Source organism: Flavobacterium mekongense (assembly GCF_047038255.1).
In the GTDB taxonomy this organism is placed as follows: domain Bacteria; phylum Bacteroidota; class Bacteroidia; order Flavobacteriales; family Flavobacteriaceae; genus Flavobacterium; species Flavobacterium mekongense.
In genome coordinates, this window is sequence record NZ_CP174374.1 from 1,744,205 (window position 1) to 1,758,041 (window position 13,837).

Annotated in this window: 9 protein-coding genes; 7 read left to right on the plus strand and 2 right to left on the minus strand. The window is 38.2% G+C overall.

Going from position 1 to position 13,837, the window contains the following annotated elements; all coding sequences use genetic code 11:
- Window positions 1-28: 28 nt before the first annotated feature.
- The 5 genes from ACJG85_RS07515 to ACJG85_RS07535 all read left to right on the plus strand — a co-directional run bounded on the left by ACJG85_RS07515 (window position 29) and on the right by ACJG85_RS07535 (window position 8,178).
- Window positions 29-4,564 carry a translocation/assembly module TamB domain-containing protein gene (locus tag ACJG85_RS07515; protein ID WP_412476049.1) on the plus strand — a complete coding sequence of 1,512 codons (4,536 nt, stop codon included), beginning with the start codon at window positions 29-31 and terminating at the stop codon, window positions 4,562-4,564.
- A 140-nt stretch (window positions 4,565-4,704) separates the two neighbouring features.
- Window positions 4,705-5,691 (plus strand): 6-phosphofructokinase, encoded by a 987-nt coding sequence (gene pfkA / locus ACJG85_RS07520; RefSeq protein WP_409677381.1) that lies wholly within the window; start codon window positions 4,705-4,707, stop codon window positions 5,689-5,691.
- Between the two features lie 51 nt (window positions 5,692-5,742).
- Entirely contained in the window at window positions 5,743-6,750 is a 1,008-nt protein-coding gene (gene gap / locus ACJG85_RS07525) for a type I glyceraldehyde-3-phosphate dehydrogenase (RefSeq protein ID WP_409677379.1), read from the plus strand.
- A 143-nt stretch (window positions 6,751-6,893) separates the two neighbouring features.
- Window positions 6,894-7,745: a BadF/BadG/BcrA/BcrD ATPase family protein gene (locus ACJG85_RS07530; RefSeq protein ID WP_409677377.1), complete on the plus strand. Its 852-nt coding sequence runs from the start codon at window positions 6,894-6,896 to the stop codon at window positions 7,743-7,745.
- Between the two features lie 55 nt (window positions 7,746-7,800).
- Entirely contained in the window at window positions 7,801-8,178 is a 378-nt protein-coding gene (locus ACJG85_RS07535) for a methylglyoxal synthase (RefSeq protein ID WP_412476050.1), read from the plus strand.
- 52 nt (window positions 8,179-8,230) lie between these two features.
- On the opposite strand, the gene ACJG85_RS07540 is transcribed toward ACJG85_RS07535, so the two are convergent.
- The gene (locus tag ACJG85_RS07540) at window positions 8,231-8,611 is read right to left on the minus strand and encodes a RidA family protein (RefSeq protein ID WP_412463736.1); all 381 of its coding nucleotides are present in this window, start codon (window positions 8,609-8,611) and stop codon (window positions 8,231-8,233) included.
- A 78-nt stretch (window positions 8,612-8,689) separates the two neighbouring features.
- Window positions 8,690-11,353, minus strand: a complete 2,664-nt coding sequence (locus ACJG85_RS07545; RefSeq protein ID WP_412463737.1) for a putative LPS assembly protein LptD — start codon at window positions 11,351-11,353, stop codon at window positions 8,690-8,692.
- Between the two features lie 134 nt (window positions 11,354-11,487).
- Here ACJG85_RS07545 and ACJG85_RS07550 point away from each other — a divergent pair, with 134 nt between their 5' ends.
- Both ACJG85_RS07550 and ACJG85_RS07555 read left to right on the plus strand, forming a co-directional pair.
- On the plus strand, window positions 11,488-12,630 hold the full coding sequence (locus ACJG85_RS07550; protein WP_412476051.1) for an N-acetylmuramoyl-L-alanine amidase: 1,143 nt from the start codon (window positions 11,488-11,490) through the stop codon (window positions 12,628-12,630).
- A gap of 32 nt (window positions 12,631-12,662) precedes the next feature.
- Window positions 12,663-13,829 (plus strand): N-acetylmuramoyl-L-alanine amidase, encoded by a 1,167-nt coding sequence (locus ACJG85_RS07555; RefSeq protein ID WP_409677369.1) that lies wholly within the window; start codon window positions 12,663-12,665, stop codon window positions 13,827-13,829.
- Window positions 13,830-13,837: the final 8 nt, after the last annotated feature.

The following is a 13,837-nucleotide window of genomic DNA, read 5'->3' on the forward strand; positions in this document are numbered from 1 at the left end:
AATTTTCTTTCCTAAGTCAGTACACCATTTGGAAAAAAATAAAAAAAATAGCAAGCTCATCAAAGTCAGAAAGATTGTATTGCGCACCTTAGCCGTGTTGCTTTTGCTTTTGCTTTTGTTGGCTATTGCGCTTTCACTTCCGGTAGTGCAAACCAAAATTGCCCATTATGCTACCGATAAGCTCAACGAAGATTTCGGTACCAACATCAATATTGATGAAGTAGCGATTACCGTTTTTGGCGGCGTGAAACTGAAGACCGTTTTGGTGTTAGACCATCATAATGACACTTTGATTTATGCCGACAGGATTAAGACCAGTATTTTAGATTTCAAGAATTTAGTCGATGGTAAACTCCGATTCGGGGATTTGCGGTTTGACAAGTTGACCTTGAACATCGTAAATTATAAAAAGGAAAAAGATACCAATCTGGATTTGTTTGTAGCTGCTTTTGACGATGGCAAACCGGGTTCGGGGAAATTTTTGATGACTTCGACCAATGTGTATGTGAAGAATTCTCACTTTACGATAACCGATTACAACAGAGCGATTCCTAAAGATGCCGATTTTACCAAGCTCAATGCTCATCTGAAGCAATTCAAAATCAAAGGACCGAATGTAACAGCTCAAATTGCTGAAATGTCGTTTCAAGACCATCGCGGTTTGTGGGTGAAAAATTTGACGGCCGATTTTGGGTATACCAAGAAAAACATCAGTTTGGAAAACCTGACACTTAAAACCGATGAATCGTATTTGGAAGGTAAAGTGGTGCTGAGTTACAGTCGTGAAAACAAAGATTTCAGTAACTTCAACAACAAAGTGGTTTTTGATGTTGCCTTAGACAAAGCGAGTATTGCCACTAACGATATTCGTCATTTTTATGCAGAGTTGGGTAAGGACAAAACCTTCTTTTTAAAATCGAAAATCAAAGGAACGCTGAACAATTTTGTGGCGACTAATTTGTACTTGAGAGACGATAAAAACTCAATTATTCGCGGCGATGTCAATTTTAAAAACCTATTTCCGCGCAGTCCGGGCGAGTTTTACATGAAAGGCGATTTTGATAAAATCTCTTCCAATTACAACGATTTGACGAAGTTATTGCCGAACATACTCGGTAAAAAATTGCCAACATCTTTACAAAAACTCGGACAGTTTCAATTTACGGGCGAAGCTGAGGTTACTCAAAAACACATCGATGCCGATTTTGTAATGAATACCGCATTGGGATTGGTAGAATCCAGTTTGAAAATGTCTGATATTGATAACATCGACAACGCCAAATACAAAGGCTATGTTATCTTAGATAATTTTGACATCGGAACCTTGATAAACGACAAAACTATCGGTAAAGCCAGTCTCGATTTGGATATAGAAGGGCAAGGGTTTACTCAAAAATACTTGAATACTGCCTTTGTAGGCGATATTTACAAGCTGAAATTCAACAACTACAACTACAGTAACATTATTGTGGACGGAAAGTTCAAACAACCCATATTTTCCGGAAAAGTAATTGCAAACGACCCGAATCTGTACATGGATTTCAACGGAACAGTAGATTTATCTGCCAAGGAAAACATTTATGATTTCCACAGTAAAATTGATTACGTAAACCTCGATAAACTCAATTTTATTAAAGATTCAATCGCTGTTTTCAAAGGCGATATCGTAGTAAAGGCTACCGGGAATTCGTTTGATAATTTGAAGGGGAATTTGGTATTATCCAACGCTTCCTACCAAAACAAAAAAGACATCTATTTTGTCGATTTGTTGGAAATCAATTCGAGCTTTGATCAATCCGGAGAAAGAACCATAATTGTCAATTCACCTGATGCAATTCAAGGTGCGGTGGTTGGTAAGTACAAGTTCAATCAGGTGCAAGAAATGGTTGAAAACTCACTGGGCAGTTTTTATGCTAATTACAAACCAAACAAAGTTTTGCCCGGTCAGTACATGAAATTCAATTTTGATATTCACAGTAAGATAATTGAGATTTTTAATCCCGATATTTCGTTGTCTTCCAATACCCAATTAAAAGGAAATATTGGTTCCGACAGTAAGAGTTTTAACCTCGATTTTAATTCTAAGCAAGTCACCGCTTATGAGAATGTTTTCGACAACGTGACTTTGCAAGTCGACAACCAAAACCCATTGTACAACGCTTACGTTCAAATGGATTCTATCAAAACAAAGCACTACAAAATCAGGGATTTCAGTATGATTAATACCTTTGCTAATGATACTTTGCAATTCAGAACCGAGTTCAAAGGCGGTAAAAAAGGACTGGATTTTTACAACCTGAATTTTTACCATACCATCAACAACGAAAACAAAAATGTGGTGGGTTTCACCAAATCGGAGTTGCAATTCAAAGACTATCTTTGGTATCTCAATGAAAAAGATGACTTGAAAGAAAATAAGATTGTTTTCGATAAAAAACTGACCAATTTTTCTTTCCAAGATTTAATCCTTTCACACGAAAATCAGAGTATCAATTTTGTGGGATTGATAGCCGATAAAGTCAATAAAGATTTGCAACTCACTTTCAAGGATGTCAATCTGAATAAAGTGACACCCGATGTCGAAAAGTTTCGCTTTGACGGAATTTTGGACGGGAATATAAACTTCAAACAAACCAATACGGTTTTTCAGCCAACATCAACCTTGCAAATCGACAGTTTGTCGGTTAATGGTATAGCCTTAGGAAAACTCAACTTGAATATCTCGGGAGATGAATCGCTCAAGAAATTTTATTTGACTTCCAATCTGGAAAATGAAAATTTTGATTCCTTTGAAGCCGACGGAAAACTCGAAATTGTAGATGACCAAACTTTGTTGGACGTCGATTTGAGTTTTGATAAATTTAATCTGGGAATTTTAAGTAAAATCGGTGGCGATGTTATTACTAACATTCGAGGATTTGCCTCCGGAAACGCACGAATAGACGGTAACATCAACAGCTTGGATTACAATGGCCGACTTTTCATCAATGAAGCCGGATTAACCATCCCGTATCTGAACACGGATTATCAGTTTGTAAACAATTCTATAGTCGACGTGACCGAGAACAAGTTTATCATCCGGGAAACAACCATTACCGATACTAAGTTTGATACTCAGGGAAGTTTAAGCGGTTTTATCAAACACAAACAGTTTGGTGATTGGCAATTGGATTTGGCAGTAAATTCTAATCGACTCCTGGCACTCGATACAAAAGACCATGAAGATGCGGCCTATTTCGGTCAAGCTTTTATGAATGGTTCGGCCACTGTAAAAGGACCAACCGAAAGTTTAATGATTACGGTAAATGCCGAATCTGCAAAAGGAACTGATGTAAAGATTCCAATAAATGAAGCCGAATCCGTAGAAGAAAACAGTTTTATTCATTTCAAAACACCGGCTGAAAAAATTAAGAACAACAAGGATAAGTTGGTGCAGAATAAAAAGTATAACGGACTTGAACTTGATTTTAACTTTGAAATTACAAAAGACGCCGATATTGAAGTGATTTTGGATCGTGATTCCGGCCACGGAATGAAAGGCAAAGGATACGGAACCTTGTTGTTCCGAATCAATACGATGGGTAAGTTTGAAATGTTTGGAGATTTTATAGCCTTAGAGGGTTCTTATAATTTCAAATACGGTGGTTTAATCGATAAGAAATTTGAAGTAAAAAAAGGAGGTTCCATTATTTGGTCAGGCGACCCGATGGCGGCTACACTCAATTTGGAAGCGGTTTACAATACCACGGCCAATCCTTCAGTATTGATTGATAATCCGTCTTTCAATAAAAAGGTTGATGTAGAAGTTGTGATAGGTGTAAAAGGAAGCTTATCCAGTCCGGAACCCGATTTCAATATTAATTTCCCTACGGTCGGCAGTACTTTAAAATCTGAAATTCAATACCAGCTCGACGATAAAGACAAGCGCCAAACACAAGCACTTTATTTGCTATCTACCGGTAGTTTCTTGAGTCAGGAAGGAGTCAACCAAAACCAGTTGTCCAATAACTTGTATGAGAAAGCAAGTAGCTTATTCAAAGAAATATTCTCGGGCGACAATGATAAAATTTCAATTGCTCCTGAATATGTGGTGGCCGACCGAACAGCGACAGGACAACAAACCGATGGTAGAATAGGAGTAACCGTTTCCTCAAAAATCAACGACCGCATAACCGTTAACGGTAAAGTAGGGGTTCCGGTTGGCGGTATATCCGAAACCGCTATAGTAGGTGATGTGGAAGTGCAATACCGTGTGAACGAAGACGGTACATTGAACATGCGTGTATTCAACCGAGAGAATGATATCACTTATATAGGACAAGGTATTGGATATACCCAAGGCATTGGAATGTCTTATGAGGTTGATTTTGATACTATGAAGGAACTCATCAACAAGATTTTCAAGAATGCTAAATTAGACCGTGTTAAAACAGAAAATCATGACGATCACGATTCTGAAATGTTTCCGGATGGGATGAATATGAAGCCGAAAAAAGGGGAAGAAAAAGACAAAAAGAAACCCGAATCCTCCACAAACAAAGAAGCTATTCCTACCGAAGATTAGCTTTTCACTTTCTTTTCTACAGCCCAAATAAAAAACTTATCAACGAAAACGATTGAATTTTAGTCATATTATTAATATCTTGATAATATGGGTAAAAAACTACACTCTCTTTGCTAATTTTACATTTTAATACATCAAATATGTCTAAAAATATAAAAAAAATAGGGGTGCTTACTTCCGGAGGTGATTCTCCCGGTATGAACGCCGCTATCCGATCTGTAGTAAGAACTTGTGCTTACCACAATGTGGAATGTATCGGAATTTACAGAGGATACCAAGGAATGATTGAAGGCGATTTTAAAGAAATGGGTCCGCGTAGTGTAAACAATATTGTAAACAAAGGCGGGACTATTTTGAAATCGGCGCGTTCTAAAGAATTCATGACACAGGAAGGTCGTCAAAAAGCCTATCAAAATTTAAAAAATGCCGGAGTAGATGCTTTGGTGGTTATCGGTGGAGACGGTTCTTTTACCGGAGCGGAAGTGTTCAATAATGAATTCGACTTTCCGGTAATGGGTATTCCGGGTACCATTGATAATGATATCTTCGGAACCAGCCATACTTTGGGTTATGATACTGCCTTAAATACAGTAGTTGAAGTAATCGATAAAATCAGAGATACCGCCAGTTCACATAACCGTTTGTTTTTTGTAGAAGTAATGGGACGCGATGCGGGTCATATTGCTTTGAATGCCGGAATCGGTGCAGGAGCAGAAGAAATTTTGATTCCTGAAGAAGATTTGGGATTAGAACGTTTGTTGGAATCCCTTAAGAAAAGCAAAGCTTCCGGAAAATCGTCGAGCATAGTGGTAATTGCTGAAGGCGATAAAATTGGTAAAAACGTATTTGAATTAAAAGACTACGTAGAAGCCAATCTGCCGGAATACGACGTTCGTGTTTCCGTTTTAGGACACATGCAACGCGGTGGTGCGCCTTCTTGTTTTGACCGCGTTTTAGCGTCGCGTTTAGGCGTAAAAGCAGTGGAATCTTTATTAGAAGGAAAAACCAATTTTATGGTAGGTTTAATCGCTGATAAAGTGGCTTTAACTCCATTAGAACAGGCCATCAAAGGTCATTCGGAAATTGACAGAGAATTGTTGAGAGTATCCGATATCATGTCAACTTAACCAATAGCAAAAATCAATATCAATTATAATTTAATCAGAAATACAGATAAAATGTCAAAAGTAAAATTAGGAATTAACGGTTTCGGAAGAATTGGAAGAATTGTTTTCAGAGAAACTTTTAACAGAGATAATGTAGAAGTAGTAGCCATCAACGATTTATTAGATGTAGATCATTTGGCTTATTTATTAAAATACGATTCAGTTCACGGTCGTTTCAACGGTAAAGTGGAAGTAAAAGACGGAAAGTTGTATGTAAACGATAAATTCATCCGCGTAACTGCCGAGAGAGATCCGAAATTAATCCAATGGGATGATGCTTCCGTTGATGTGGATGTAGTGGCCGAATGTACCGGTTTTTTCACTACTTTGGAAACTGCCCAAGCGCACATAGCCGGCGGTGCTAAAAAAGTAGTGATTTCTGCTCCTTCAGCCGATGCTCCTATGTTTGTTATGGGTGTGAACCACCACGAAGTAAAACCGACTGACACTGTTGTATCTAACGCTTCTTGTACTACCAATTGTTTGGCGCCTTTAGCCAAAGTAATCAACGATAATTTCGGAATTGTAGAAGGGTTAATGACTACTGTTCACGCCACAACTTCTACGCAAATGACTGCCGATGGACCTTCTCGTAAAGATTGGAGAGGCGGACGTGCTGCCAGTGTAAACATTATTCCGTCTTCAACAGGAGCGGCTAAAGCAGTAGGAAAAGTAATTCCGTCTTTAAACGGCAAATTAACAGGAATGTCTTTCCGTGTACCAACAGTAGATGTTTCTGTGGTAGACTTAACGGTAAAATTAGCTAAGGAAACTACTTATGATGAAATCATGGCAGTATTGAAAAAAGCTTCTGAAAACGAAATGAAAGGTATATTAGGATTTACGGAAGACGATGTGGTTTCTCAAGATTTTGTTGGTGATGCCAGAACTTCTATCGTTGATGCTAAAGCGGGAATCGGATTGAATTCCACTTTCTTTAAGCTGGTTTCTTGGTATGACAATGAATATGGTTATTCCAGCAAATTAATCGATTTATCGGTACATATTGCCAACTTATAATACTTGAAATCCCGTCTGCAGTTTTGTGGACGGGATTTTTTATACCTAACAAACAACCAAACCGAAATAATAAAGAGAATTAAGTTTTATGATTTGAAACTTATTTAAATTCGTAATTCCTAATTCGCAATTCCTAATTAAATATGAAATTACTAGTTGACAGCGGATCTACCAAAGCCGATTGGATAGCCATTGACGATAACGGTAAAGTGCTATTTACTACCCAATCTTTAGGATTAAATCCGGAAGTACTAAACGAAGAAGAAATCATTCATCGCTTAGATGATAAATTCGATATAGAACACAACAAAGACAAAGCAACCCATCTTTTCTTTTACGGCGCCGGTTGCGGTACCGACAGAATGAAAAACTTTTTAACCAAAGTATTCGAAAAGTATTTTTCCAATGCTGTTGTTTCGGTACACGAAGATACTTATGCCGCTGTATATGCCACAACGCCAAAAGACGAAGAAGCCATAGTGTGTATCTTAGGAACCGGTTCTAATTGCAGTTACTTTGACGGCAAAGTATTGCACCAAAAAGTGCAATCATTAGGCTATATTGCTATGGACGATTGTTCCGGAAATCGCTTCGGACGCCATTTGATTCGCGGCTATTACTTCGGAAAAATGCCAGCCGATTTGGCCAAAGAATTTGAAGAAGAATACAACGTTGATCCGGATTACATCAAAGCAAATTTGTATAAAGAGCCGAATCCGAATGCGTATTTAGCAACTTTCGCCAAGTTTTTAATTAAGCACAAAGACACCGAGTTCTGTCAGAAGTTCATCAAAGCGGAAATGACTGATTTTGTGGAGAATTACATCATGCAGTTCGATAATTGTACCAAAGTACCGGTGCATTTTGTAGGTTCGATTGCGTTTTATTTGAAAGAAGAATTAGAGCAAGTCTTAAACAGCTACGGCATAAAATTGGGCAATGTATTGCGTCGTCCGATTGACGGATTGATTGCTTATCACATCCTGAATAAATAATCATTTTAAAGTCCCGATTCGTCGGGATTTTTTATTTTTACCTAAATTCAATTCTATGGAAATCGCTATAATAGCACACGATGGCAAAAAGGCCGATATGGTGCAGTTTATCAATAAAAACAAACACATCCTTCAAAAAGAAAATATCAAACTAATCGCCACCGGAACTACCGGAAGCAAAGTAGAAGCCGTTGGGATTAAAGTCAAAAAAATGCTTTCCGGACCATTGGGAGGTGATGCTCAAATTGCCGCTCGTGTGGCGGAAGGCAAAACCAAAATGGTCTTGTTTTTCAAAGACCCAAATTCAAGTCATCCGCACGAACCTGATATCAATATGTTGATCCGAATATGCGATGTGCACAATGTACCTTTGGCTACCAATGAAGCCACAGCTCAATTGTTGTTATTGGGTTTGGATGAGGTTAAGGAATAAAAAAATCCTTTGTGCTAAACAAAGGATTTTTTTATTCAATCGTTTTTGAAAACTATTTAACAGCGATCATCGAAATTTCTACATTTACATTTTTAGGCAAGCAAGCCACCTGTACTGTTTCACGAGCCGGAGCAAAAGCTTCGTCAAAATAACTGCCGTAAACAGCATTAATCCGAGTGAAGTCGCCCATATTCATAATAAAAATGGTTGTTTTAACCACATCAGCAAAAGTCATATCGGCAGCTGCTAAAACGGCTTTCATGTTTTCCATTACTTGTTTGGTTTCGGTTTCAATATCGTCTAAAACCAATTCCATAGTTTTCGGATCTAAAGCAATCTGACCGGAAGTATACAAAGTATTGTCAACCAAAACGGCTTGATTGTACGGACCAATCGGCGCCGGAGCTTTGTCGGTAAAGATTATTTTTTTCATAAATTAATTCTACTTTATTTATAATATAGTTTTATAAATTCAAGTGGTTAAACTCCCAACCCGCAACGCTCAACACGTCTATCTCAGCGTTCTATCCGGTAACGAACGTTTGTCCCACTTGATATCGCTCAACACACCCGATTTAATTCCGATAAAGAAACCCCAATAGGCATTGTCGCCAAAAGGAACCCAATTAAAATCCATGCGCCAACTTAATAAGTCGCGCTCAAAACGGAATTGGGTAAAAGTCACGCCTTTTTGCACAAAATCGTACCCCGTAGAAACGCCGATTTTCCATTTCGGTGTTAAATCGGTGTTCATCGAAACCATTAATGAGTTTCCGGTTATTTTTTGTTCTCTGCGGTTGTTGGAATAGGTTAGGGCATAAGCCAAGTTCATATCCCATGGCAATTTGTACTTGAAAAAGTCGGACACAACATTTTCATTGCCACCGCTATCGTCAAATTGGCTGTCTCTTCGATCACTTAAGTCGGTATTGGTACCAAATAAATCATCACCTCGACCACCATTTCTTTCTCCTTGTTTGTTTTTCTTTTCGCCTTCACCATCAGAACTTGCAAAGGCATAGTTGATGGTTAGGTTGGCACTGGTCATTCTAAACAAACTGCCACCGTTGTCAATATTCCAAGTATTGATGCGTTGTCCTGAATTGTTAATGGCATACGGATCCAAAGTCGCCGCAAAGTTGATGTTCATTTTCTGATTCAGGATTTGAGTCCCACCGCTGACACGCATCGGTGCCCAGCGAAGGGAATCGGCTGTGATGTCATAACTGGTGGAAAAGTTCAAGTTGTTTAACAACATGATTTTTTTCGGCTCCGTCTTGGTCGAATCTTTGTCGGTTACTTTGGCTTCAAAAGTATTGCTCAAAGTGAAACCAATGTTATTGGACATGTTTTGACCAGGAGCGCCAAAAATACCGCCTTCAAAACGGGTATATTCTTTTAACATAGTGCCGCTACCGTCCGGATCGTAAGTGTCGTAGTATTTTGAAAAACTCGGTGTATAACTGTAGGAGATATTTGGTCTCATCACGTGGCGTATGGCCTGGATTTTTTTCTTATCGCCAAAATTAAAAGTACCGTAAATAGTAGTTCCGATACCGGCAGAAAACGAATAGGTACGAAAGGCATCAAAGCCCCTAATTTCGTTATTTACCACAGCATTTTGTGTAGCGTCAAATTCTTTCTGAATGGTCTTAAAATACCAAACTTCGTTATAATTAATACTGGTTGTAGCACTAAAGTATTTGAAAACTTTGAAGTTGGTGCTCAGCGGAATGCTGTGTTGGAAACCCAACAAAGCATTTTTAAACATTTCCGGTTTGAAAAACAGGGAATCTGTGGTATTGATTCGGTTTTCACCTCTCAAATTGTACTGGAAATTGATGTTCTTGAAAAAGCCCTTTTTAGTTCCTTCTTTAGGTGCAAAAGGGAATAAGCGGTCTACACTCATTTGCAGCGTAGGCAAGGTCATGTTAATTTGCTCGGTATTGGTGTTTTGCGAGTGGGTAGCTGTTAGCGACAAATTCACTTGCGGTACCGAGTTGAAGGTTTTGGAGTATGAAATGGAAGAGCTAAGGGTGTTGTTCAAGGTTGAACCTACGTTAATTTGGTTCAATGATTGACGGAAATATGTACTACTTCCTAAGTTTACGGAAGCTGAAAATCGCGAGTTCGGATTCGATTTGCCGTCTTTAGAGTGCGACCATTGAATGTTGTAAATATTACTTCTGGCGTAATCGGGATAACCTCTTTCACTGTTGATGAGGTTTTCAAAGCGAACATTGACATTTCCGTTAAACTTGTAGCGTTTTCCATAAGAAGATTCAAAACGAAAGCCATAACTTCCGTTGGTGTAATAATCTCCTAAAATTGCCAAATCATAATAATCGCTCAAGGCAAAATAATAGCCTCCGTTTTGTAATGAAAAACCCCTGGTGTTGCTATCGTTGTATGTTGGCATAATGATGCCGGAACGCGCTTTTTCGGTCATAGGGAAAAAGGCAAAAGGCAAAGCCAAAGGCGTTGGAACATCGGCTATAACCATATTGGTAAAACCTACTACAACCTTTTTGCCGGGAACTAATTTTACTTTATTCGTTTGGAAATAGTATTCCGGATTTTCAATGTCTTTTGAAGTTGTAAAACGAGCCCCTTTCATGAAGTAAACCGAGTCGTTTTCTTTTTTGGTGATGGCTGCTTTGACTTTAAATTCACCTTGATCCGTACGTGAATTCCACACCAAAGCTTTCTTGGTTTTGAAATTAAAACGAATCGAATCGGGTTCGACTACGTTATTACCTTGTTTAAAAACCGGTAACTGAGTGTATTTTCCGGTTGAGTCTTTAATTCTACCGGCATAAACTTCATCTTTTTCATAGTCAATAACAATGATACCCGACTTCAATTCAATATCTTGATAATAAACTTCAGCTTTGTTGTATAGGGTAATTTGCTTCTTTTTTTGGTCGATTTTTTCATAGTCAACCGCTTTCCTTTTGATTTTATCTTCCAATAAAGCTTTTTTGGGTTTCAAACTGTCTTTTTTAGTGGAATCAATCACCTTGGTCAGCTCGGTTATTTCTACTTTAGTGCTATCTGGTTGGTTTTTAGCCGGAAAGCTACCGCTTTTTGGAGGACCGTCTTGCGAATATGTTTTGTGCTTTCCTACTGTTAGGAAAATTGTTAAAAAAACGATATAAATTAACTTTCTTTGCAAAGGTTTAATGCTATTTTTGTAGAAGTATGGCTTGGTTTTTGACGTGGCAAACTTAAACAATATTTTCGGTCAAAAATAAGGAAATAATGATTTTATAACCTTTCGGTTTTAATTAAAATTAACTTTTAGATTTAATGCTTTTGTTTACAAACAGAAATATATTTTTATTGCTGCTGTCATTTTGTGTTTTGGCGACCTTCGCTCAGAAAAAAAACGCAAAATTTACTGTGGTATTGGATGCAGGTCACGGCGGAAAAGATCCGGGGAATTCCTATCACGGCTTTGTAGAGAAAGAAATAGCCTTGAAAACTACGCTGAAAGTTGGTAGTTTACTGGAGAAACAAAAAGATTTTGAGGTAGTCTATACCCGTCAAACCGACGTTTTTATTGAATTGGTTAACCGTCCGAAAGTGGCCAATAAAATCAATGCTGATTTATTTGTATCTATACATTGCAACTCGGTGACCAATCAAACACCGGCGGGTACGGAAACTTTTGTGATGGGATTGTCGCGAAGCAATATGAATTTAGAAGTGGCCAAAAAGGAGAACTCGGTTATTTTGCTCGAGGACAACTACAAAAAGACTTATGAAGGATTTGACCCGCACAAGCCTGAAAGTTTAGCCGGTTTGAAAATAGTGCAGGAAGAAAACTTGAACAGTAGTATCACATTGGCTTCAATAATACAAGACAATTTTACCCAAAATTTGAACCGAAAAACCCGTGGTGTGAAACAGCAGCCGCTTTGGGTTTTAGATGCCGCATATATGCCCGGTGTTTTAATAGAATTGGGCTTTTTGTCTAACAAAGAAGAAGGAGAATATTTGAATTCTGATGAAGGCCAAGACCAAATGGCAGAGCAAATCGCCAAAGCTATTACAGCTTACAAGAAAGAATATTTTAGCGAAAACGGAACGGAGGATGAGGAAAAGCCAATCATTAAAAGTCCGAAAATAGTAAAAGAAGAAACCAAAGAAGTAGCCAAAGCAGTAGTCGAAAACAAACAGCCTGAAACGGTAGCGGTGCCGATGTCTGAAAACGGAAAATACAAAATTCAGCTTTTTGCTTCTTCCAAAAAAAGAGAAGCTACTTCGCCTGACTTTAAAGGGTTAAAAGAGATTACATTTACCTTTGATAACAACTTATATAAATACTTCTATGGCAGTGTTTCCGATTTGAACGAAGCTAAAAAGTTATGTCAAGAAGCCAAAAAAAGCGGGTTTTCAGATGCTTTTATAGTAATGGTTTCTGACGGAAAAACTTCAGCCATAAAATAATTCTAATACAATATTTGAAATTGATAAAACCAATGAAAGGATTCAGCGTAGTTGTAGGGGCAATTTTATTTTTTATTTCTAACTTATCAGTAGCCCAATCGGGTGAGAGATTCAAAGTAGCGCTTGATGCCGGTCACGGTGATCACGACTTCGGAGCTGTATACCACGGACATATCGAAAAAAATATCGCCTTGGCAGTAGTGCTTAAAGTGGGGAAAATTTTGGAGAAAAACCCAGGGATTGACGTAATTTATACGCGCAAAACAGATGTATTTATCGATTTGATTGAACGTGCCAATATTGCCAACAGAGCCGATGCCAATATTTTCGTATCCATTCATTGTAACGCCAACAAAAATACAGCCGCCTGTGGTTCGGAGACTTATGTGATGGGTTTGTCCAAAAATGCGTCCAACTTAGAAGCTGCTAAAAAGGAGAATGAGGTAATTACGATGGAGAAAGATTACAAACAAAAATACCAAGGTTTTGACCCTAAATCTCCTGAAACCTTTATAGGATTGGTGGTGCAACAAGAAGAATTCATGGAAGGCAGTATTGCCTTGGCCGGAAATGTACAAGAGTTTTTTATGAAAGCCGGATCTAAAAGTCGTGGTGTAAAACAAGCTCCTTTTATGGTTTTGCACAAGGCATACATGCCTAGAGTTTTAATCGAAATGGGGTTTATTTCAAATCCCGAAGAAGGCAGTCGATTGGATTCTGAACAAGGTCAGCAAGCCATTGCCGAAGCCATTGCTAATGCTATTGTCAAATATAAGAAGGAATTTTACGGAACCGGTGAAGGAGATACTACTATAAAGCCTTCTCAAAAAGTAGAGAACATCAAAATAGTTGATTCTCCTGCCGTAACCAAAAACACCAAAACTCCTGAGGTAAAAAAGACTGAACCTAAAGTTGAACCAAAACCCGTTGTAGCCAATACCGGTGTTGCTACTTTCAAAGTGCAATTGTCAGCTAGTGGTACTAAACTGGAGCCTATTCCGAGTAATTTCAAAGGATTAAACAATATTTCCGTTTCCAACGAAGGTACATTATACAAATATATGTACGGCGAAACATCGAGTTATGAGGAAGCCAAAAGGTTGTTAGCCGAAGCTAAAGCCAAAGGATATACTTCGGCTTTTGTAATTGCTTTTAAAAATGGTAAAAAAGTGTCTGTGCAAGAAGCTTTAAAACAATAATAATAAGG

What these genes read in the sequence shown, in the direction of transcription:
- ACJG85_RS07550 (WP_412476051.1), top strand. Translation starts at nt 11,488, where the DNA reads ATGCTTTTGTTTACAAACAGAAATATATTTTTATTGCTGCTGTCATTT.
- ACJG85_RS07555 (WP_409677369.1), top strand. Translation starts at nt 12,663, where the DNA reads ATGAAAGGATTCAGCGTAGTTGTAGGGGCAATTTTATTTTTTATTTCT.
- ACJG85_RS07535 (WP_412476050.1), top strand. Translation starts at nt 7,801, where the DNA reads ATGGAAATCGCTATAATAGCACACGATGGCAAAAAGGCCGATATGGTG.
- gap (WP_409677379.1), top strand. Translation starts at nt 5,743, where the DNA reads ATGTCAAAAGTAAAATTAGGAATTAACGGTTTCGGAAGAATTGGAAGA.
- pfkA (WP_409677381.1), top strand. Translation starts at nt 4,705, where the DNA reads ATGTCTAAAAATATAAAAAAAATAGGGGTGCTTACTTCCGGAGGTGAT.
- ACJG85_RS07530 (WP_409677377.1), top strand. Translation starts at nt 6,894, where the DNA reads ATGAAATTACTAGTTGACAGCGGATCTACCAAAGCCGATTGGATAGCC.
- ACJG85_RS07540 (WP_412463736.1), bottom strand. Translation starts at nt 8,611, where the DNA reads ATGAAAAAAATAATCTTTACCGACAAAGCTCCGGCGCCGATTGGTCCG.